Raw genomic sequence first — 21,505 nt, 5'->3', positions numbered from 1 at the left:
CAGGAAAGCTAAAAATTAATATTTCCTGCTAATTCTTTAAGAGCAATTTCAGATAATTTTGCTTCGTATTGTGCGTTACTGTAACGCACTTTTGCATTGACATAATTTAGCTGGGCAGTTCTAAAATCAAGTGTTGTAATGGTACCGATTTTAAATTTGTCTAGCGTGATTTCTAGATTCTGCCTAGCAATATTCTCATTATTTTCTTCTAAATCAATTAGTTCTAAGTTTGTCAAATACGTTTGAAATGCAGTGCTCAATTGCGTATTCAAAAGCGTATTCTGCTGTTCGATTGCAAGTTGAGAATTTTCAATCTGCAGTTTGGCTACTTTCTCGTTGCGATGCTGATTAAAACCGTCAAAAATATTCATCGAAGCATTAAAACCGTAGTTCAAACCTCTTGAAGACGTTTCGCTGGTAAAACCCAAACTAGACTGACTTTCAGAAAAGTTGTATCCTGAAGTTAATCTTAAAGTAGGGTATCGGTCTGCTTTTACTTGTTTGAGCTGTAATTCGGCGATACGTTTATTGATAATTTGCGCCTCTAAACCTGGATTTTGTTTTTGGGCCAAATCCATCAAATCGGCCAATACTAATTTGTTGTCTACTTTGACTTCATCTGTAACTTTGAAATCAATCTTTGGATCGCGTGCTAAATGCTGATTCAGCAAGATTTTGCCATTGGCATAAGCTTCTTTTTGTCTAAGCAAAGCAACCTGATCTGAATTTAAATCAACTTGAGCATTTAAAACTTCCAGCTTTGAAGCTTTCCCGATACTAAAGCGATTTTTTGCTAAAGTTAAGCGCTGATTCGAAATTACTATTGTAGTGTCTAGTGCCGCCAATTGTTGCTGCATTTGCACTAAATCATAATAAGCCGAATTTACCTGTGCAATTTTGACTAAAATAGTTCTTTTTAATTCTGCGTCACCCAATTTTTGAAGCTCTTTCAGCTGATCTAGTTTGGCAAACATTTTCATTCCGTCAAAAACAGTCCAACCTATACTGACACCATAATTTAAACTATTGTTTTTGGCGTTATCCAATGAGGTAGATGTACCGTCTTGTCGTACTTGTGTAGAGTTGGTAATGCTATTGTTATCTGTAATGTTTGCCGTTGCTGTTGGCAGCATTCCTGCATTTCCAATTGTAACGTTTGTTTCGTTTATTTTGGAATTGTTTTTAGCAATTTTAATTTCAAAATTATTTTCCAAAGCTATAGTCATAGCTTGTTCAATAGTAAGAACTTCCTGTGCCTTTGCCTGAATAAAGCAAAAGAATAGAATAAGTACCGTACAGTATGTTTTTTTGATATTCATATTTGTTTTCTTTAACCAAAAATTGCGTTTTGGTTTCTATTTAATGCTTTCTCTTTCGTATTCGTCAATATGGTCAAATTCAGGATAATGTTTTCTAGCTTTAGACCACATTAAATAAATGGCAGGAATTACAAAAAGCGTTAAAGCCAATGAAAAAATAGTTCCTCCCACAATCACAACCCCCATACCAATTCTGCTGGTTGATGCAGCTCCAAGAGACAATGCAATAGGAAGTGCTCCTAAAGCAATGGCTAAACTGGTCATTAAAATTGGACGTAAACGTGCTTCTGAAGCTTCTAAAATAGCTTCTAATTTAGGCTTTCCTTGTTCTCGTAACTGATTGGCAAATTCTACAATCAAAATACCGTTTTTGGTTACCAGACCAATCAACATTACCGTACCAATCTGGCTGAAAATATTCCATGTCTGATTGAATAGCCACAATGAGAATAGCGCTCCAGCAACGGCCATAGGAACCGTCAGGATGATAATAAACGGATCTATAAAACTTTCAAATTGTGCTGCTAGAATTAAAAAGATTAATAATAAAGCCAATCCGAATGCGAAAGAAGTATTAGAGCTACTTTCTACGAAATCTCGTGATTCCCCGGCTAAATCTGTAGTGAAACTTTCATCTAAAACTTTAGCTTTGATTCGGTCCATTTCCTCAATTCCGTCTCCCATACTTTTTCCTGGTGCTAAACCAGCAGAAACGGTTGCAGACATATATCTATTATTGTGATACAATTGTGGCGGATTACTTTGTTCGTATACTTTTACAACGTTATCCATCTGAATCAGTTCGCCGTTTTTGTTTTTTACAAACATAGAAGTCAAATCCAAAGGTTTGGATCTGTCTTTTTGATCAAACTGACCAATTACCTGATATTGCTTTCCGTTTTTAATGAAATAGCCAAAACGCTGTCCGCTTAAAGAAAGCTGTAAAGTTTGCGCAATATCAAGAATAGAAATTCCTAAACTTTCTGCTTTTGCGCGGTCAATAGTAACATTAATTTCAGGTTTGTTAAATTTCAGGTTTACGTCTGTCGTCGAAAATACATCGCTTTTGTTTACCTCATTCATAAAAAGAGGAATTTTTTCTCGCAGTTTGTCAAAATTAGGAGCCTGAATTATGTATTGAATCGGTAATCCTCCACGTCTGTTAACAGCAATTGTAGGCTGTTGGATTACTGCCGTTTTAGCATCAGGATATTGTTTGGTCCATTTTGTTAACTTATCTGCAATTTCTTTTTGAGTAACCGTTCTTTCGTCTGGTTCTTTTAATGAAAGCCTAATAAAACCCGTGTTAGTTGCCGAAGCTCCAAAACCAGGCGCGGTAATAACCAAGCTTACTTTTTTCTCAGGAATCGAATCGTCAACTAGCTTTGAAATTTCCTGCATAAAACGGTCTGTATATTCGTATGAAGATCCTTCTGGAGTAGTCATACGCATGGTTACAGAGCTTCTGTCATCATAAGGTGCTGTTTCTTTCGGAAGAATAGTAAAGAATAAATAAATCAATCCGAAACAAGCAATAAGAATAGGGAAGCTGATCCATTTTTTTTCCATAAATTTTGAAAGCGCTTCAGCATAACTGCTGTTCATTTTTTCAAAAAATGGTTCTGTTTTAATATAAAACTTCGATTTTTTCTGTTCTCCGCCTTTCATTAAATAGGCGTTTAACATTGGTGTTAAAGTAAGAGAAACGAATGCTGAAATCAATACAGCAGCACCAATTACCACTCCAAATTCCCTAAAGAGCCTTCCTACGAAACCTTCTAAAAAAATTACAGGTAAAAATACAGCAGCCAATGTTACCGAAATCGAAATTACAGCATAAAAAATTTCGTTAGAACCTTTAATCGCTGCTTCAATTGGGGACATTCCTTCTTCTACTTTTTTGAAGATATTTTCGGTTACCACAATACCATCATCTACAACCAGACCTGTTGCTAAAACAATTGCTAATAAAGTTAATACGTTAATTGAGAATCCAAATAACCACATTATGAAGAATGTAGCAATTAACGAAACCGGAATATCAATTAAAGGTCTAAAAGCAATAGCCCAGTCTCTAAAGAATAAATAGATGATAATGATTACCAATATTACAGAAATTCCCAATGTTTCGGCAACTTCTAATACTGATTTCTTTACGAAAATCGTATTGTCAAGAGCAATGTTTAATTTGATATCCTTTGGAAGATCCTTTTTTAAGGCTTCATATTTTTTATAAAACTCTTTCGAAATATCCAAGTAGTTTGCACCTGGCATCGGTACAATTGCCAAACCAATCATTGGTAAACCAGACTGGCTTAATTTGGTTTCGATATTTTCGGGACCTAATTCTGCTCCTCCAATATCACTTAATCGGACAATTTTATCTCCGTCAGTTCTAATGATGATGTTGTTGAATTCTTCTGCTTTAGAAAGATTTCCAATTGTTTTTACAGTAAGTTCAGTGTTATTACCCGTTAATTTACCTGATGGAAGTTCAACATTTTGCGCATTCAAAGCTGTACGCACATCGGCTACTGTACAGCCATAAGCGGTAAGTTTTGCAGGGTCAATCCATAAACGCATCGCGTAACGTTTCTGTCCCCAGATCTGCACGCCACTCACTCCCGGAATTGTTTCTAAACGTTGCGAAATAACATTTTCTGCATAATCGCTTAATTCTAAAGAGTTTCTTGAGTCACTCTGAACGGTCATCGAAATAATAGCGTCGCTATCAGCATCTGCTTTCGATACCACTGGCGGAGCATCAATATCTTGTGGAAGATTTCTAATGGCTTGCGAAACTTTGTCACGAACGTCGTTTGCGGCTTCTTCTAAATCTTTATCCAGATTAAATTCAATTGTGATATTGCTGCTTCCTTGGTTACTTGAGGACGTAATATTTCTAATTCCGTCAATTGCATTTACAGCTTTTTCAAGAGGTTCTGTAATTTGCGATTCAATAATATCGGCATTGGCACCCGTATAATTGGTACGAATGGATACCTGTGCAGGGTCAATAGAAGGGAATTCTCGAACACCTAAAAAAGTATAACCAATAAAACCGAATAATATAATTAATAGATTCAGTACTATGGTTAAAACAGGTCTTCTAATACTTGTAGTTGATAAACTCATTTGTAATTTTGGATTTTAGATTTCAGACTTTAGATTTCTGATTTATTGTTAAATCGCTATTATCTTTAATCTATATTCAAGTCTTGCGACTTTTGACTTTAAGACTTTTGGCTTTAGAACTATTTTACTTTAACCTTAATTGGAGCTTCGTCTTTTAATGACATAACACCGCTTGTGATCAAAGTATCTCCAGGTTTTAATCCTGCTAAAATTAAAATTGAAGAATCTGTTCTTGTCGTTGCGTCAACCATTACTTCTTTTGCTTGGCCATTATTGGCGACATATACTTTTTTACCGTCCTGAATAGGTACAATTGCTTGAGAAGGAACAACTATGGCATCTTTAATGATATTTAAAGGCAATTTGATATCTGCAAAAGTTCCAGGAAAAAGTTTTCCGTCAACATTATCAGCAAGGGCACGAATTTGAAGTGTACGCGTTGCTACGGCTACTTCTGGTTCAATAGCATAAATTTTTGCATTATACGTTTTGTCTGATCCAGAAACTTTAAAATCGATTACTGATCCTGACTTTACTTCTGCAGCATATTTTTCAGGAATTGAAAAAGTAATTTTCAATTTGCTGGTATTTACCAGTTTTGCCACCAAAACAGTAGGAGTGATATAAGTTCCTGGAGAGATGTTTCGTAAACCAATTTTCCCTGAAAATGGCGCTCTAACAGATGTTTTAGAAATTTGTGCTCGTATTAATTGAGATTGGGCTTGGGCAGAAGCAAGGTCAGCTTTTGCAACATCAGCTTCTTCTTGGCTGATGGCTTCTTTCTGCAACAGTAATTTTGCTCTTCTTGCGTTTTCAGCGGCCAAATCTTCTCGGGTTAAAGCTTGTCTTAATTGCGCTTTTAACTCAATATCATTTACTTTTAAAAGTACCTGTCCTTTAGTAACGTTGGTGCCTTCATTAAAAAATATTCCTTCAACAATTCCTGAAACCTCACTATGAATTTCTACTTGTTCATTAGCTTCAATAGATCCTGATAATGCTAAATTATTGTCAAAAGTGGCCGTTTTTATTACGATTCCATTAACAGTTGTTGGAGATTTTTTATCATTAAACTTTTTTGAGTCTTCATTTTTTCCCTTGTTAGATATAATTCTGTAGGTAATAAAGCCTCCAATTGTAATGATTAAAAGCGTGTAAATGAGGTGTTTTAATTTCATAAACTTGAGGTAAATATAGATTTTAGGTATGTGTTTTGGTAAGCTTACAAATTTAACTTTTTGATGTGAAATCGGAAGCTGTTAGCTTTTATTTAACATTTGTATGTACAAAGGTTTGCATTTAGACTAGATACGGGGTAAAAGGTTTAATTAAAGATTATTTTTTTTTTGAAAAAATAAATGAAACTTCGTCAAAAGTATGTTTTGTTATGCGGTCCAAAGGCAGGCTGTCTCTACATCGGAAGAAATTTTGCGCAATTTGTCTGATTTTTTTTGCAGTTTATCGATTTTATTTGTAACATTGATATGTTAAACAAAATGAAAAAATTTAACATAAAGACTAACGGTTGCGTTTGTGTTTTGTGTTAAAATATGTATGCAGAAGTTGTTTTTTTTGGTTTTTGATTATATATAATGAATAATTATATTAACAAGTGTTTATGCTTTGTTGTTAATAATAAAAAAAATAATTTATGAGGAAAAAATTACTTCTCGGTTTATGGTTTACATTTTTACTTCTTTCAATTGGCTATCTGTTTTGGCAGAACGAGTTTAAGTACAGCCTTCCAACTCCTATTCCAAAGAATTATAAGGCTATTGCGATAGGATCTAATATAGAACTTGGTCCCTGCTGTGCATTTGATAATAAACCCATCTTTATACATTTCTTTAACCCCGAATGTCCATGTTCTCGGTTCAATGTGCCACATGTGAGTGATTTGATAAAAAAATATGGAGATCAGATCAATTTTAAAATTGTTGTGTTGAACAAACAGAAAAAATTTACTATTGATGAAATTCAGCAAAAGTTTGACGCTGAGATTCCTGTTTACTTTGAAGAATCAATTGCTGAAAAATGTGGCGTTATTTCAACACCTCAGGCTGTTTTGCTAGATCAGTCGCATAATTTGTATTATAGAGGCAATTACAATAAAACCAGATATTGTACGGATACTCGAAGCAATTATGCCCAAATGGCGATCGATTCGCTCCTTAGCAGAAAAGGAAATCCGTCTTTTAACGCCTTAGCTCTTAGAGCTTACGGATGCTCATTACCTAAATGTACTAAATAACTATTTTTTCCAAAAACCTAAAACTAATAACTATGAAAACAAAAGCCAGCTTAAACGAACAAGACTATCTGCACAGTTTTATGTCTACAATGACACAAAAATCAGATACAATTATCAATTATGTACTTGCAGTATATTTTCTGCTGGGTATCGGACTGTCTTTTAAATACGATACTTTTGAAATTGGCGTTGGTGTTGGAACGCTAAATCTTTTGTTGTACTACTCGGCAAAATTTTTTATGAAAAACTCTAAATTTTACCAGTATGTTTTATCAGTTGTCTTAGCTATTTTTATGGCACAATATATCTATCAGATGCATGGTATGTTCGAAATGCATTTCACTGTATTTATAGCAAGTACAATCTTGATTATTTATCAGAACTGGAAACTTCAAATTCCGCTTACTTTACTTGTTGTTCTACATCACGCTGGATTAGCTTATCTTCAAAACTATATTTATAATGATGCTAACGGATTTCAGGTTTACTTTTCTCAGGTAAATTTTGATCTTGAAACTTTGATTATCCATACCGTTTTGGCTGCTGTTGTATTTTTTATGAACGGTTACTGGGCGTATTATTTTAAAGAACATAGCGAAAATCACATTTCGAAAATTTCAGACGAATACGAGTTAGAAAACATGAAATTGGCTTCGGCGAAATACAGTTCAATGTCTGCTACAAAAGATTATAATGATTTTATTCATAGAACAACTTTAGATTTAAAGTTGCCTGTAAATTCTGTTTTAAAGCTTATTGATGTTTCGAAAGGACATACAGATAATGATAAATTACTGAGTTATCTTGAAATGATGAGAGAAAGCGCAAAAAAAATAGATGATTTAGTTAATGATATCCACGTAAAATCGACAAACAGCAGGAATTAGAACTCGAGCCAAGCCCCAAAACAATACTAATATTTTTTAAACCAATTGTATGTTTAAGTATGATTTACCAACTGCAGTGCCTACACTGCATAATCTTAAAAAAATAATTGAAGATTTTTTGAATGAAAGCATAACATTAGATTCGATCGAAAAAATTAAAATTCAATCTGATTTTGAAATAGAGGTAAGAGAGATTTTTAAAAATTACCAAACTAGCTCTCATGTTTATGATCTCGATTTTCAGTATAAAAAGCTGATTCAGATCGTGAACGATATTCGCCAGCTTAATCTTGCGGTTGATAATGAGATTCCTGAATGGCTTGAAAATGAACTTGAAACCGTTTTTCGCAAAATCAGAAATATTCTCCTTGTCTTGGAGATCGAGTCAAATTGAAAATGGTTTAAAGGATTCATTTTATACTTACTGAATTGTAAATTAATTTAAATGTAAAATTTATGGATACCAGATTGCACCGTCCTACACCTTCTGATAGAGAAGTGGACTGGAATAAGAATAAAGTACTGCTTAGTAAAACTGACAAAAAGGGAACCATTTTATACGCGAATGAAGACTTTATAGATGTTTCTGGTTACGATGAATTTGAACTTGTCGGCCAGCCACATAATATAATTCGCCATCCAGATATGCCTAAGGTTATTTTTAAATTCTTATGGGATAGTATCAAATCCAGCGAAAACATTCATGTTATCATAAAGAACATGGCCAAAACGGGACGTTATTACTGGGTTGTAACCGATTTTAAAATCGTAGCAGATACCGATGGTGAAATTGTAGGTTTCTTTTGTACCCGAAAATCGGTTCCGAACGATATCATTGTAAAATTTATAGAGCCTTTGTACAAGAAACTTTTGCAGATTGAAGAAACGAGTGGCATGCACGCTTCAGAGGAGTATTTGGTGGGTTTTCTTGAAGAAAGAAAGAAAACCTACATGGAATATATCGATCATTTGATTGCAACTGGAAAAGATGATAAAAACAAAATAAGCAAAGGCATATTTAGCGGTCTTTTTGAAAAAAAGAGTGATGTTAAAAAGAAATAATGAACTATATACTTCATTGTGTCAGCTAAAGACATTGGACTTTAAATTTGTTCCCCCAGCAAATATGAACCCCTCAATAAAAATTAAAATGTTCAAATCTGATGCAATGAAGTTCTTTATTTTTATCATTATTAGTACAGATGACAAGTACATTTTTCGGCATTTTCATTAAGAAGCGTATAGCTTAGAAAAAAGGTGTGTGAGCCGTTGTTGTAATTGCTAAATTTTGTTGTAGAAATGTCATAAGCATATCCAACTTTTAGATCATCAATAAGCTGAATCCCTAAAAAGATTCCTGCACTAGCATTGTAATCAAAATTCACAGAAGCCAAATATTTGTTTAAATAACTGTAATTTAATGAAGTTAAGATGCTAATTGGTGCTCCAGGAGTTACGCGGGCTAAAAGAGCTGGAGTTAATGTGATATCACGTCTTAGTTCGAATTGATATCCAAAATTTGTATAATAGTAATTTTTTCTATTGGAAAGTGTTGTTCCTGAAGAGTTGCTATAAGTAGATTGCAATAAGTTTGGGCTCGAAATCCCGATAAAAAATTTATCAGAATAGAAATTTGCACCTGCACCAAAAATAGGGGAGGTTTTGTTTTCTTGATTAAAATTACTTATTTCTTCTCCTGGTTCATAAATGTCTAGATTGTTTCTGTTGACGTTGTAAGAGTTTATTCCAGATTTGACACCCAAAACCAGTTTGTATTTTCTATTGAGTTTAATGTAATATGCAAAGTTGCCTTCAAGATTATATTCACGTTTTGCTCCAATTACATCATGATACAGACTCAAGCCATATCCAATTTTTTGCAAAGATTTTGTGTCCGCAGATAAATATTGTGTTTTTGGTGCGCCATCGAAGCCAACCCACTGACTGGAATACATTCCAACAATATTTAGACCATCGGCAGAACCTGCAAAGGCAGGATTGTAAAATAATGGATTATAATTAAAGATAGATAATTTTGCATCATTCTGCGCGCGAATATTATGAATTGAAAATATAACGATTATAAAAAAAAATAAAGTCTTAGTAAAAGTTCTATCCATTATTGTGTATATATAAAAAACCTTTTTTTGTAGCCTCAGTTTGGTCTTTTCGTTTGTAATTTAAAATGTAAAAATAATTTCCCGTAGGTAGTTTTTCATCCCTCATGAAAATTTCTCCTGCATTTGCACGGCCATAGAAATAATTTTGATCGATTCCATATCCTGACATTTTATATACTAGCTGTCCAAATCTATTATAAATCTGAATTGAATTATTTGGAAACAGTTCAATAAACTCAATTTTTAAATAATCATTTGATGTATTATCATTAAGAGTAATCAGATTATAAATGTTGACATCGCAAGGTTCAATATTAACAGTAATTGCGGTACGTACGTTGCTTTCACATTTAGTTTCGGAATCAATAATTGCGGCAAAATATGTTGTTCCATCTTCAAGTTCGGTATTGTGAGAAAGTTGATTGGTACTATTTATACTGCTATAGTATCTTACTGAGGAGCTATAATGATTTAAATCTTTAATTCTCCATGTTGATTCTTGTTTTAAACAAAATTCTTGAGTAAAATCCGGAGAAATTACAGCAGTGCCTTCTTTTAAAATTGCAGTGACTCCCCATCGTGAACTTGAGCAACCCGTTGCTTTGTCATAGTCAGAAGAGTAATAGATGACGTTGTTTTGCAATGGTGTATCCGGACTAAGAATATTCCCTCCATCTTGAGCATCGTACCAACTTACAGAAAGCCCTTTAATTTGAAAATTAGCAATAGTAGGAGCAGAACTTAAGCAAAACTCTTGTATTGAATTCCCAATTGGAGGTCCTAAAGCATTTAGTATTATTGAAACTTTAGTTCTAGGGCCTAAACAACCATCTTTATAGGTAGCTGCATAAATTTCTCTGTTGGAAATTACTTTCGTAATTTCACTAACTTCATCAGTTGATAAAAGAGAATCAAACCATTTCACTGTTAATCCATTTGTCTCAAGGCTCGCTAAAGTTGGGGTTGGATAATGGCAGAAAGTTTGTATTTCTGGAATCGCAGGTTTAGCAATAGGATTTGTTTCGATGTGTATTGGTTTTGAAATTGATGATGAACAACCTCCATCTGAATAGGCTGTTAAAGAAACAGTGTAATCACCTGAATTTTCAAAAATATGACTTGGATTTTTTAGATTAGAAGTTGTTCCGTCGCCAAAGTTCCATTCCCATTTGTTAATTGTTCCATTGACAATAGAAGTGTTGTTTTGGAAAGTAATAGGGCTATAAGTAGTGTGATCAGTTTTACACGGAATGGAAGCAGAAAATCTAGGAGTTATTACAGTCGGATTTGCTAATGTTGCTTGAATTATAGATTCGCATTTGTTGCCATTATTATATGAAGTCAATAAACACTCGAAAGTCGCACCAGGAGGATAATCTGCTAATGGTAGTGTTATACTTTGAGTAGGAGTTCCGACCACTTGCCCATTGTAAGTCCATGAATATCCAATAAAACCAGAAGGAGCGGTCAAAGTGAAGTTATTTCCGCCATCACAAACAGCAACATTAATTTTAAGTTTGCTACATTTTGCAGAAATGTACGCATATCCAAAATGCTGTACAAAACTACAATCTCTAGTAGTAAATTCGATCGCTATTTTTTGACCAAGATAATTAGATAGATTAATACCTACAGTATTCCATTGGGTCCAGTAAATATCACCGCATACATTTGCATTTTGGTTAGGTTCGCCTGAACTTACATTATATACTCCGCAATAAGGATCAATTTCATTTCCTTGTGCATTTAGAATCCTTACGCTAAAATTAGGTTGAGATTCTTTATCATGTCCACCATCCTGAAGCACCACTGCATATTTGTAAATAAACAAGTTATTATCTGGTGTTACAACATCTACATCGTAAATTAATCTGTCAGCTTCAGTACCGCCTCTATTATTACCGAGCCTTGCAGCATGTGTTTCTCCAGGGGGAACCATAAACAATTCTCCGCCACACGAAGTTGCAACACTATCTACTACCTCGGTGTTAGTTATAAAATGATGGCTAAAATTAGCTCCCTTATTTAAATTTGGATTACTTCTTGGACCATACGAAGCTCTCCAACCTTCAAAGTCTGCATTTGAAAAATCAGAATTAAAGCAACCTGATTGTGCATTTATAAGGTTTGCGATGAAAAATAGAAATAAAAAATAGTAATTTTTTACCATTCATTGTAGTATTGATTAAAAAATTGCTTTTTGGAATTTAGCAAATGTAAGATTTTGGAATAAAAAAATGATCTTTTTAAGCAAAAAGTTAAAAAATATGAAAAACAAAAAAAAATCTTTTATAAAAAGGAAGATTAACTAATATAATTCCAAATATTCTTTTTCTTAGTTAACTCAATGAAGATGTTTCTTAAAACAGCATGCTCAGGTTTTTGAAGAGCGGAATCTTCTTTTAGGATTTTCATGGCATAATTTCGAGCTAAAGAAAGAATTTCTCTATCCTTGACAATATCCGCGATCTGTAGATTTAATACACCGCTTTGCTGTGTTCCCATCATGTCGCCTGGACCACGAAGTTTTAAGTCCACTTCTGCAATTTCAAAGCCGTCATTGGTCTGCACCATAGTTTCCATTCTGGTTTTACTGTCAGAACTTAATTTATGGCCAGTCATTAAGATGCAATAACTTTGCTCCGCACCACGACCGACACGTCCGCGCAGCTGGTGCAATTGCGAAAGTCCAAACCTTTCGGCACTTTCTATAATCATTACACTGGCGTTTGGCACGTTTACACCAACTTCAATTACGGTTGTAGCAACCATAATATTGGTTTTTCCTTCAGAGAAACGCTTCATTTCTGCATCTTTATCTGCAGGCTTCATTTTTCCGTGAAGTATCGAAATAGAGTATTGAGGCAATGGAAAATCACGAGAAATGCTTTCGTAACCATCCATCAAATCTTTATAATCCATTTTTTCAGATTCCTGAATCAGCGGATACACGATATAAATCTGTCTTCCTTTTGCAATTTCGTCTCGAAGAAATTTCCAAACTTTCAAGCGATTCGTATCGTATCGATGTACAGTTTTAATTGGTTTCCTTCCTGGCGGTAATTCGTCAATAACCGAAATATCCAAATCACCATATAAGCTCATTGCCAATGTTCTCGGAATAGGAGTGGCGGTCATAACCAAAACATGTGGAGGAATATCATTTTTCTTCCACAACTTCGATCTTTGCTCCACACCAAAACGATGCTGTTCATCAATCACGGCCAAACCTAAATTCTGAAACTGTACTTTATCTTCTAACAGAGCATGTGTTCCAATCAGAATTTTAAGTTCTCCGCTTTCCAGTTCGTCATGAATAATTTTTCTTTCAGAGTTTTTTGTAGAACCCGTTAATATTCGAATATTGATATTTAATGTTTTAGCAAATTCCGACAAACCCAAAAAATGCTGATTGGCCAAGATTTCTGTCGGCGCCATCAAACAAGCCTGAAAACCATTGTCGATAGCCAAAAGCATGCTCATAAAAGCCACAATCGTTTTTCCAGAACCTACGTCACCTTGAAGTAAACGATTCATTTGGGCGTTACTTCCCATATCAGTCCTGATTTCTTTGACTACTCTTTTTTGAGCATTCGTTAAATCAAAAGGAAGATGATTTTTATAAAATTCATTAAAAAGTTCGCCCACTTTATCAAATGGATGCCCTTTTATTTTATGTTTTCTAATGAGATTTTTTGTAATTAACTGTAGCTGAATAAAGAATAATTCTTCAAATTTCAGTCTAAATTGTGCTTTCGCTAAAATTTCAGCGCTTTTAGGAAAATGAATATTGAATAAAGCAGCACGTTTCGGAATCAGCTTTAATTCTTCTATTAAAAATGGCGGAAAAGTTTCTGTAAACAACGCTTGTGTTTCCAAAAAAAGCTGTTCCATCAATTTGTTTATCGTACGGTTCGAAATGCCTTTATTAGCTAAAGCTTCTGTCGAAGGATAAACAGGTTGCATAGCCGAACGCAAACTTCTTTCGTGTTCGCTTAATAGTTCAATTTCTGGATGTGCCATACTGAATTGGCTTCCGTAAAGAGAACATTTTCCAAAAATAACCAAAGGCTCATTAAGTTTTAAACTTTCACGAATCCATTTATGCCCTTGGAACCAGTTTAAGTCAATTTGCCCCGTATCATCAACAAAACTAGCCACGAGACGTTTTTTGTTTTTAGCAAATTCAACTGTTTTGATGTGAATTATTTTTCCAATAATTTGAACCTCAGAGCCTGTATTCTGCAATTCATTAATCTTATAATAACGTGTTCTGTCAATGTATCGATTCGGAAAAAGATTGACTAAATCTCCATATTTATGAATGCCCAATTCCTTACGAAGCAGCTGGCCACGGCTTGGACCAACGCCTTTTAAGTATTCAATTGGAGTTTCGAGAAGATTATTAGACATTCGAAGATTTAGATTTTATAGAAGCAAGATTAAAATAGGCAAGAAGAAAGAAAAAAGACAAGCATTATCTTGTTTCTTTCTTCTATATTCTTTTTAGAAAGCGAAGATAAATTTTAATTGGGAATTTTAAAAATGAATTATAGTTTTCAATTGATCAATGGTTAGGGAATATTTTGTTGGTTTGAGACCCATAAAATATTGATTTACGCAACCTTTTGAGAATTTAATCGTCTAATTAGGTAAAGATTAACCTTAAAACCAAAATCAAAATGAAAAAGTTTGCTACTGTTTTTATCATCATGTTAAGCATTGTATCTTGTTCAAGCGATGATGCGACTTCAAAAAATGCACTAGGTTATTACGGAAAATGGAAATTAACGACCTATACAACTAGTTTTGTTTTAGCAATTTATATTCCTGGCGAGCCGCAATGGCAAGAGTATTATGATTTTAAAACCGATAATACATTTTTGAAAACGAGAATAATAAACGGAACAACCACAACGGCATCAGGTACCTTTTTAGCAACAAAAAACAGCGATCAGACTAATCTTAAATTAACTTATTCTGAAACTAGCGATATTATCGGCAGTTGTTTAGGAAATTTAACTGAGGAACTGATTCTTGACAATAAAGGAGTATTATTCAGTACATGGAGGAATTGTGACGGTCCCGGATTTGAATATAAAAAAGTTAGGTAAACGGGATATTTATTTTAATATCTCAAGTGTAAAACTCTGTTGGTTTCCCAGCGGAGTTTTTTTTTAGAATTAAAAATCAGTATTGTTTTAATAAAAAAAGATAATTACTAGATTTGTTAAAACATTTAAATTATAAGCCTCAAATTATGATTAAAGAAGAAAAAGTTCCATTTGAAACCCTTGTCTTTTCTGGGGTTACATTCAAAGTAATTAACAGACACGAAGCACACAATATAATTGGAGATCTAACCGATTTCAAGAATCAGAAAATCTACAATGTTTTTGAAGATACTTGGCGTTTTCCCGATTACGAAGAAAATCCGATATTTCTGTTAGCAGAAAATGATGTGGAAATGGATTTGTTTGAGATGGACTTCAGTACCGAAGAACATCTCGATATTTTCATTTTAGGTTTTATTTTTAAAGGAAATCTAACCGTTACAAAACTGATCAGTTCTTATGATACGGATAATTCTCCGGCTTTAATCGTTTTAGGAAAAACTACAACAGTAAATATTAACTTGTTTGGAAGTGTGCATTATTTGGGCGGAGGTCTGCAATGCGACACACTTGCAGGAGAATACAATCACGGAGAACTTTTTGTAAAAGGAGATCTTACAGCATGGCTAATTTATAGCGATGATATGTTATTTCATTTTGAACGTTTTACAGACGTTCAGGCAATTATCAGTGCCAATAGACCCGATATTCTAATTTGCAGCAATGTTCAGGATACCGACGGATCTATTATAACTGTTGAGAATTATCTGCCTTCAACGCATAAATTATCTGATATTGTAGAAGATTCTTTTGTCGAAAATTCAGATTATAACGAAGAAATATTAGGCAATAATTATTTAGATGTTTTTAAAGAAGGTCTTTCAATTTTAGATTACGACAAAAAGGACAAATATATGTATGCTGATTTCCGAAGTCAGTTTATTAATATGGTTGAAGTTCTGTCTGAAACTGAAGAACAGAAAGAAAACGGAAAAATCGTTAGACATATTTCGGGAACAACTTATTTGTTTATTCCTTTTGATTATGAAGGAAAAAAATACAGCCAGATTTCTGAAGAAATCGCGAATGGTTTTGGCATAAGAATGCGCGCTTTATGGTGTCATGAAGACCAAGAAATTATGCTTATTTTGGAATATCTAGATGGAAACGGAGATCCGAAATACCAATGGATGAATGATGAAAATGCTCCAGGAATTGAACTTTTCTGCGTGAAAAATGCGGTCATGAAAACTTTTGAAATATTGACCGCTGAAGTTGTTGAGGAAGGCGGCGAAGCTGATGATGAAACAGAGTATTCAGATTACAGTAATAGATTTTCATTGGAAGAATATGCTTCTCAATTTGGCAATTATAAACTGCCTGAAGATTTAGTGAAGCTATTTGAATTTGAGCAGGAATATGGTGTAGAAACGTATTCAGAATGTTTTGGGCTTACCATAACTGATGATAAAACGGGTATAAAAACTTGGTCTGAAGAAGAAGAATTCTATAATAGTTTTATCGAATTTGCAGGTGCAAACGGTTCAGGGAGCTCTTATGCATACTGGATTATTGATAAAGATTTGAATAATTGCCCAATTGTTGTTTTTGGAGACGAAGGCGGAGTTCATGTTGTAGCAGAAAACACTCAAAAACTGATTCAGCTTCTAACATTCGATACTGAAATTTCTGTTGATTTTGATAAAGCTTATTTTTATCAAGACGAAGAATATTACGAAGAAAGTGAAAATAAGGAAGAGTTTCGCGAATGGGTGAAAGAAAAGTTTAATTTGGATGCAATAGATTCTAACGAAGAAGCAGATGAAATTGTAGAAGAAGCACAGACAAAATATAAACAAAAGTTTAACGACTTTTTAGTAAAGTTTGGCATTGAAATCAGTGAGGAAGATGAATAGTGTTTTTTATCTTTGAAAAAAAAATAAAAAAATGAAAACACATTTAGCGCTTTTACGCGGAATCAACGTTTCTGGGCATAATATGATGAAAATGGAAGCTTTGAAAGCAATGCTGGAGAATCTTGGCTTTCAAAATGTACGAACGTATTTGCAATCTGGAAATGTTTTTGTGGATAGCGAAGAAGAAGCTTCAAAAGTTGGTTTCATGATTAAACAGGAAATTTTTAAAGTTTTTGGTCACGAAGTTCCTGTAGTAATGATTACCAAAGAAAATTTGGAATCGTGTTTTGCCAATAATCCGTTCTTGAAAGAGAAGGATATCGATATGAAAAAACTATATGTTGCTTTTGTTTCAATGAATTTGAAAAAGGAAAGTATAAACGATTTGAAAATAAGCCAATTTAAGCCAGACGAAGCCAGCATTGATGAAAATAGAATTTTTATTAAATATGACATTGGTGCCGGAAAAACCCGTTTCGATCAAAAATATATCGAGAAAAAACTAAACGTAACAGCAACAATTCGAAACTGGAACACGGTTACGAACTTGCTTAAAATGTATAATGAGTAATGAAAAAGTTTTTTTTTATGATGTTCCTTTTAGGACTAAGCTCAGTGACTCTGGCGCAAACCTCAAAAGCAACTTCAGAAGATTTTAATGAGTTTTTTAAGAAATTCAATTCAGATCCTAAATTTCAAATAACTAGAGTTATTTTTCCTTTAAAATACAAAGCGAACAATGAAGATTTTGAATTGTCAGATTATACAATGACAAAGGAAAAATATAAAGTGCTTCATCTCAACAATAAGGCTGATGAAAGATATTTAAAGCGTACATTGTTAGTAAAGAAAAACAAAGCCACTCTTGAAGAGCGCGGGCTAGATAATGGGATTTATATTGATTATATTTTCGAATTAAAAGATAACAAATGGTTTTTGAAAACTTTTGACGATCAATCAACTTAATGTCATTCTCGAATCCATTTTTGCATAGCTGGAAAAGGCTTTTTTTGTTCTTTTTCAGCTTTTTCTTTCCCCAAACATAGTCCCATCCATTCCAGAAGAGGCAATCCCATATAATTTCCTGAAGTAAAATTTGAAATAAACCATTCAGAACTACCTTTATACCCATTTGGATGGAATACAAATTCGGCAGGAAGCTGTAAATGATGCAGTGCTGCATAAGACCATAAAAGCGCAGCAATTTCGTCGCCTTGTGTTGGCCAATCTTTAGAGATTTCTACGGTTCCAACTAGTTTTCTTTCAGCCGGAAGCGTTACAGCTAGATGTCCAGCTTCATGTAAAATATCGCCAGGATATAATAATTTACTGTAATCGATATAGATGCAGTTAGGACCTAATTCTAATCCTGGCAAAAAAGTTTCTCCAAGCTCTTTTTCAATAATATCAATTCCAATTTCTTTCAGAAAGAATATTACTTTTTTTACTTCATCATTTTCTTTTAAATCCATGTTAGTTTGTTTTTAAAATATTTTTCTTGATGTAAATAGTATCTGCATGATGTAACGCTCCTTTTTTCATTCCGCCTCCAAAAGGCTGCATAAATTGAATGTTTTGAGGCTCGTAACCTTCTTTTTGTATAGGTTCATTTACAGACAAAGTAGGCGCTTCAAAACCAAAAAAAGTAAATTGGCGATACCGTTTTTCTTTTAATGAAAAAGAACCGTTTGATTGAGTTAAAGTCTCGCCAACTTTACAGTTTTCAATAGGCTGTTTTGTTTCTGCATCATAAATGTATCCCGTTATTTGAGGTCTCTTGCATCTGTTGACCAAACAGCTTTGGAGAGACAAAGAGATAAAAATGACAAATAAGAGCCTAAACAATAATTTCATTTTACTTTTTAATTAAATCACAATACCAAAATCCAAAATCGAAAGCAGTTTCATCATTAGTATCACAGGCTGTATTTGATGAATCTTTCTTTTCTGGCTTTTCATATTTTCTATAAACAATCTCGCCAATTTCAAAATCTATTGGTTTTGAGAAGATCGGACCATCAAAAGTAAAAGTATGAAATTCACCGTTTTCACCGCAGACGTCAACATTTTCAGGCAAATCATTTATGAAATCTTGATCGATTATTCTGCCGACAAAACTTTTATCCAAATATTTTTCGTTTACACAAACCACAATGGTTTTGAATTCCAATGAAATAAATTCTTGAATTAGATCTTGAGTTGGGATTTTCCAAATCGGAAAAACACCTGTTAATCCGATTTTTGCCAATTGATTTTCTCGGTATTGACGTAAGTCTTCCAGAAAAATATCTCCAAAAATAGAATGCGTTATGCCATTTTGCTTTATTTTGGTTAACGTTTCAGTCATCACTTTTTCGTAAACTTCCATTGTCGGCATTTCGGGCACTTCTAGAATTTTTAACGGAATTTCGATGCTCTGCGCTTGTTCGTGCAGCAATTCAACACGAATTCCGTGCATCGAAATTCTTTGATATTGCTGGTTTACGCTTGTCAATAAACATTCGATTTTAAAATCAGTATTTTGGAGTGTTTTGTATAAAGCCAGAGCAGAATCTTTTCCGCTGCTCCAGTTAAATAAGGCTTTTTGAGGTTCAGACACGATTTGGCATTTTAATACTGTAAACATACAAATTTCATTCTATTTATAAAGGAAACCTTTGTAACTTTGGGATTTCGGCTTCAAAATTGTTTCAATGAAATACATTTTTTTATTATTCACCAGTTTTCTATTTGCTCAGCAAACTCAATACGTTGATTTTAAATCGGTTTCAGGGCAATTGTCTATAAATTCAAAAGATAAAATGATTTCGGGAACTGTCGATTTTCAATTTGAGGTATTGCAAGATGCTGATACGATTTCGCTTGACGCTAAAAACATGTCATTTTCGAATGTAAAAATCAATGAAAATGAAATCATGTTTATCAATACCAATAAAGAATTAAAATTAGTTTTTCCGTTTAAAAAAGGACAAAATCATTTGACATTCGATTATACAGCAAAACCAAAACAAGCGCTTTATTTTGTTGACATGGGAAATGATGAAGTGCAAATCTGGACACAAGGGCAGGGCAGATATACAAGCAATTGGTTTCCGAGTTTTGACGATGTAAATGAAAAATTGATTTTCAATTTAGGGATTTCTTATGATAAAGATTATCAGGTGGTCGCTAACGGAGTTTTAAAAGCAAAAACTGCAAACGGAAATCTGGATCATTGGCAATTTGAAATGGAAAGACCAATGAGTTCGTATTTATTGATGCTGGCTATTGGGAAATTTGATAAAAAAGAATTTAAATCTAAGAGTAGAATTCCTTTAGAATATTATTACGAACCCAAAGATGCAGATCGTTTTGAGCCAACGTATCGTTACTCGAAACGCATTTTTGATTTCCTTGAAAAAGAAATAGGTGTAAAATATCCTTGGAAAATCAATAGACAGATCCCAGTAAGAGACTTTTTGTATGCTGGAATGGAAAATACAACTTCGACTCTTTTTGCAACACGTTATGTGGTAGATTCAACTGGCTTTTGTGATCGAAATTATACAAATGTAGACGCTCATGAATTGGCGCATCATTGGTTTGGAGATCTTATTACCGCCGAAAGCAGCACGCATCATTGGCTTCAAGAAGGTTTTGCCACTTATTTTGCGTTGCTTGCTGAAAAAGACATTTATGGAGAACATTATTTTTACTCTAAATTATACGACACAGCGCAACAAATAAAGTTTGCGTCTCGAACGGACACCATTCCTGTTTTAAATGCAAAAGCAAGTTCGCTTACGTTTTACGAAAAAGGCGCTTGGGCATTGTTTGTTTTGCATGAATCAATTGGCGATAAAGCGTTTAAAAAAGCGATTAAAAGCTATCTGAATAAATATGCTTATCAAACTGTAAACACACAGAATTTCTTTGATGAAATTAAAAAAGTTTCCGATTTTGATTTGGAGAAATTTCAGAAAACATGGCTGGAATCGACCGTTTTTGATACGCCGACAGCAAATGCATTATTGAGCAAAAACAAAGCAATTCAAAAGCGACTAGAAATCGATAAGCTGAAAAAAACACCTTTTGCAGAAAAAAAAGATAGTTTGAAATCTACTTTAGAATCGGATGTTTATCAATCGGTAAAAGAAGCTGTTGTCGATCAATTGGAAAATGAAAAATACGAAGACAAAAAAGCTCTTCTGCTTTTGGCATTGCAGACTAATAACATCAGAGTACGTCAAAATCTGGCTGGATCTCTAACTAAAATTCCTGAAGATTTTAGAGCAAATTATGAAACGCTTTTGGATGATAAATCATATCAAACACAAGAAATAGCGCTTTATTGGCTATGGAGAAATTTTCCAGATCATAGAACAGAATACTTGGATAAATCTAAAAGTTGGATTGGCTTCAACGATTATAATTTGAGGACTTTATGGCTTTCTCTTGCTTTGTCGACGCCAAACTATACCAATAAAAAAGATGATTTGATAAATGAACTAATCGCATTTTCATCTTCAAAATACGAAGCTACAACACGTCAAAACGCGTTAGAAAAATTAATAGCTTTTAAAATTATTAATGATCAGGTTTTGAGTAATTTAGTTGGCGCTACAACGCATCATATGTGGCAGTTTTCGAAATTTGGTAGAGATACTATAAAACTTCTGTTAAAAAATCCTGAAATGCGTGCTTCTTTTAATAGAATTTTGCCTAATTTGACACCCGATGAACAGTTCCAATTGAATCGTTTGTTGAAGGAGTAAATTAGAGTA

18 protein-coding genes are annotated in these 21,505 nt (G+C 33.7%); 9 read left to right on the top strand and 9 right to left on the bottom strand.

Annotated elements, in window-relative coordinates:
* Positions 1–8 precede the first annotated feature (8 nt).
* The 3 genes from BB050_RS19040 to BB050_RS19030 all read right to left on the bottom strand — a co-directional run bounded on the left by BB050_RS19040 (position 9) and on the right by BB050_RS19030 (position 5,632).
* Positions 9–1,319, bottom strand: a complete 1,311-nt coding sequence (locus BB050_RS19040) for a TolC family protein (protein ID WP_008463984.1) — start codon at positions 1,317–1,319, stop codon at positions 9–11.
* Positions 1,320–1,355: 36 nt separating this feature from the next.
* Positions 1,356–4,454 carry an efflux RND transporter permease subunit gene (locus BB050_RS19035; RefSeq protein ID WP_066034698.1) on the bottom strand — a complete coding sequence of 1,033 codons (3,099 nt, stop codon included), beginning with the start codon at positions 4,452–4,454 and terminating at the stop codon, positions 1,356–1,358.
* 119 nt (positions 4,455–4,573) lie between these two features.
* On the bottom strand, positions 4,574–5,632 hold the full coding sequence (locus BB050_RS19030; RefSeq protein ID WP_066034697.1) for an efflux RND transporter periplasmic adaptor subunit: 1,059 nt from the start codon (positions 5,630–5,632) through the stop codon (positions 4,574–4,576).
* 473 nt (positions 5,633–6,105) lie between these two features.
* Between BB050_RS19030 and BB050_RS19025 the strand changes: the two genes are divergently transcribed.
* The 4 genes from BB050_RS19025 (at position 6,106) to BB050_RS19010 (ending at position 8,654) form a co-directional block, all read left to right on the top strand.
* Positions 6,106–6,705: a TlpA family protein disulfide reductase gene (locus BB050_RS19025; protein WP_066034696.1), complete on the top strand. Its 600-nt coding sequence runs from the start codon at positions 6,106–6,108 to the stop codon at positions 6,703–6,705.
* A gap of 32 nt (positions 6,706–6,737) precedes the next feature.
* The gene (locus BB050_RS19020; RefSeq protein WP_066034695.1) at positions 6,738–7,592 is read left to right on the top strand and encodes a histidine kinase; all 855 of its coding nucleotides are present in this window, start codon (positions 6,738–6,740) and stop codon (positions 7,590–7,592) included.
* 49 nt (positions 7,593–7,641) lie between these two features.
* Positions 7,642–7,986: a hypothetical protein gene (locus BB050_RS19015; protein WP_008463993.1), complete on the top strand. Its 345-nt coding sequence runs from the start codon at positions 7,642–7,644 to the stop codon at positions 7,984–7,986.
* Between the two features lie 62 nt (positions 7,987–8,048).
* Positions 8,049–8,654, top strand: coding sequence for a PAS domain-containing protein (locus BB050_RS19010; RefSeq protein ID WP_066034694.1), 606 nt, complete (start codon positions 8,049–8,051; stop codon positions 8,652–8,654).
* 131 nt (positions 8,655–8,785) lie between these two features.
* Here BB050_RS19010 and BB050_RS19005 read toward each other — a convergent pair whose 3' ends face one another.
* The 3 genes from BB050_RS19005 to recG form a co-directional block, all read right to left on the bottom strand.
* Entirely contained in the window at positions 8,786–9,712 is a 927-nt protein-coding gene (locus BB050_RS19005) for a PorP/SprF family type IX secretion system membrane protein (protein ID WP_066034693.1), read from the bottom strand.
* Positions 9,705–11,882, bottom strand: a complete 2,178-nt coding sequence (locus BB050_RS19000) for a T9SS type B sorting domain-containing protein (RefSeq protein ID WP_066034692.1) — start codon at positions 11,880–11,882, stop codon at positions 9,705–9,707. The genes BB050_RS19005 and BB050_RS19000 overlap by 8 nt, the downstream gene beginning before the upstream one ends.
* A 134-nt stretch (positions 11,883–12,016) precedes the next feature.
* On the bottom strand, positions 12,017–14,125 hold the full coding sequence (gene recG / locus BB050_RS18995; protein WP_066034691.1) for an ATP-dependent DNA helicase RecG: 2,109 nt from the start codon (positions 14,123–14,125) through the stop codon (positions 12,017–12,019).
* Positions 14,126–14,394: 269 nt separating this feature from the next.
* Between recG and BB050_RS18990 the strand changes: the two genes are divergently transcribed.
* From BB050_RS18990 to BB050_RS18975, 4 genes are all read left to right on the top strand, one after another.
* Positions 14,395–14,826, top strand: a complete 432-nt coding sequence (locus BB050_RS18990; protein ID WP_066034690.1) for a hypothetical protein — start codon at positions 14,395–14,397, stop codon at positions 14,824–14,826.
* Positions 14,827–14,972: 146 nt separating this feature from the next.
* Positions 14,973–16,742 carry a hypothetical protein gene (locus BB050_RS18985; RefSeq protein ID WP_236940365.1) on the top strand — a complete coding sequence of 590 codons (1,770 nt, stop codon included), beginning with the start codon at positions 14,973–14,975 and terminating at the stop codon, positions 16,740–16,742.
* A 31-nt stretch (positions 16,743–16,773) separates the two neighbouring features.
* Positions 16,774–17,313, top strand: coding sequence for a DUF1697 domain-containing protein (locus BB050_RS18980; RefSeq protein ID WP_066034689.1), 540 nt, complete (start codon positions 16,774–16,776; stop codon positions 17,311–17,313).
* Positions 17,313–17,708 carry a DUF4348 domain-containing protein gene (locus BB050_RS18975; protein WP_066034688.1) on the top strand — a complete coding sequence of 132 codons (396 nt, stop codon included), beginning with the start codon at positions 17,313–17,315 and terminating at the stop codon, positions 17,706–17,708. The genes BB050_RS18980 and BB050_RS18975 overlap by 1 nt, the downstream gene beginning before the upstream one ends.
* 2 nt (positions 17,709–17,710) lie before the next feature.
* On the opposite strand, the gene BB050_RS18970 is transcribed toward BB050_RS18975, so the two are convergent.
* Genes BB050_RS18970 through BB050_RS18960 form a run of 3 tightly spaced genes read right to left on the bottom strand, consistent with a single transcriptional unit; the run spans position 17,711 to position 19,368 of the window.
* Complete coding sequence (locus BB050_RS18970) at positions 17,711–18,214, bottom strand: hypothetical protein (protein WP_066034687.1); 504 nt, start codon at positions 18,212–18,214, stop codon at positions 17,711–17,713.
* 1 nt (position 18,215) lies between these two features.
* Positions 18,216–18,596, bottom strand: a complete 381-nt coding sequence (locus tag BB050_RS18965) for a peptidase associated/transthyretin-like domain-containing protein (RefSeq protein WP_066034686.1) — start codon at positions 18,594–18,596, stop codon at positions 18,216–18,218.
* A 1-nt stretch (position 18,597) separates the two neighbouring features.
* Positions 18,598–19,368: a Dph6-related ATP pyrophosphatase gene (locus BB050_RS18960; protein WP_066034685.1), complete on the bottom strand. Its 771-nt coding sequence runs from the start codon at positions 19,366–19,368 to the stop codon at positions 18,598–18,600.
* Between the two features lie 67 nt (positions 19,369–19,435).
* Here BB050_RS18960 and BB050_RS18955 point away from each other — a divergent pair, with 67 nt between their 5' ends.
* A complete protein-coding gene (locus tag BB050_RS18955; RefSeq protein WP_066034684.1) occupies positions 19,436–21,496 on the top strand; it encodes a M1 family metallopeptidase in 2,061 nt (686 codons plus the stop codon).
* Positions 21,497–21,505: the final 9 nt, after the last annotated feature.

The sequence above is a fragment of the Flavobacterium anhuiense genome, assembly GCF_001705175.1.
Lineage (GTDB): Bacteria > Bacteroidota > Bacteroidia > Flavobacteriales > Flavobacteriaceae > Flavobacterium > Flavobacterium anhuiense.
The sequence above is the reverse complement of the archived record's forward strand: the minus strand, read 5'-3'. Positions and strand labels throughout refer to the sequence as shown.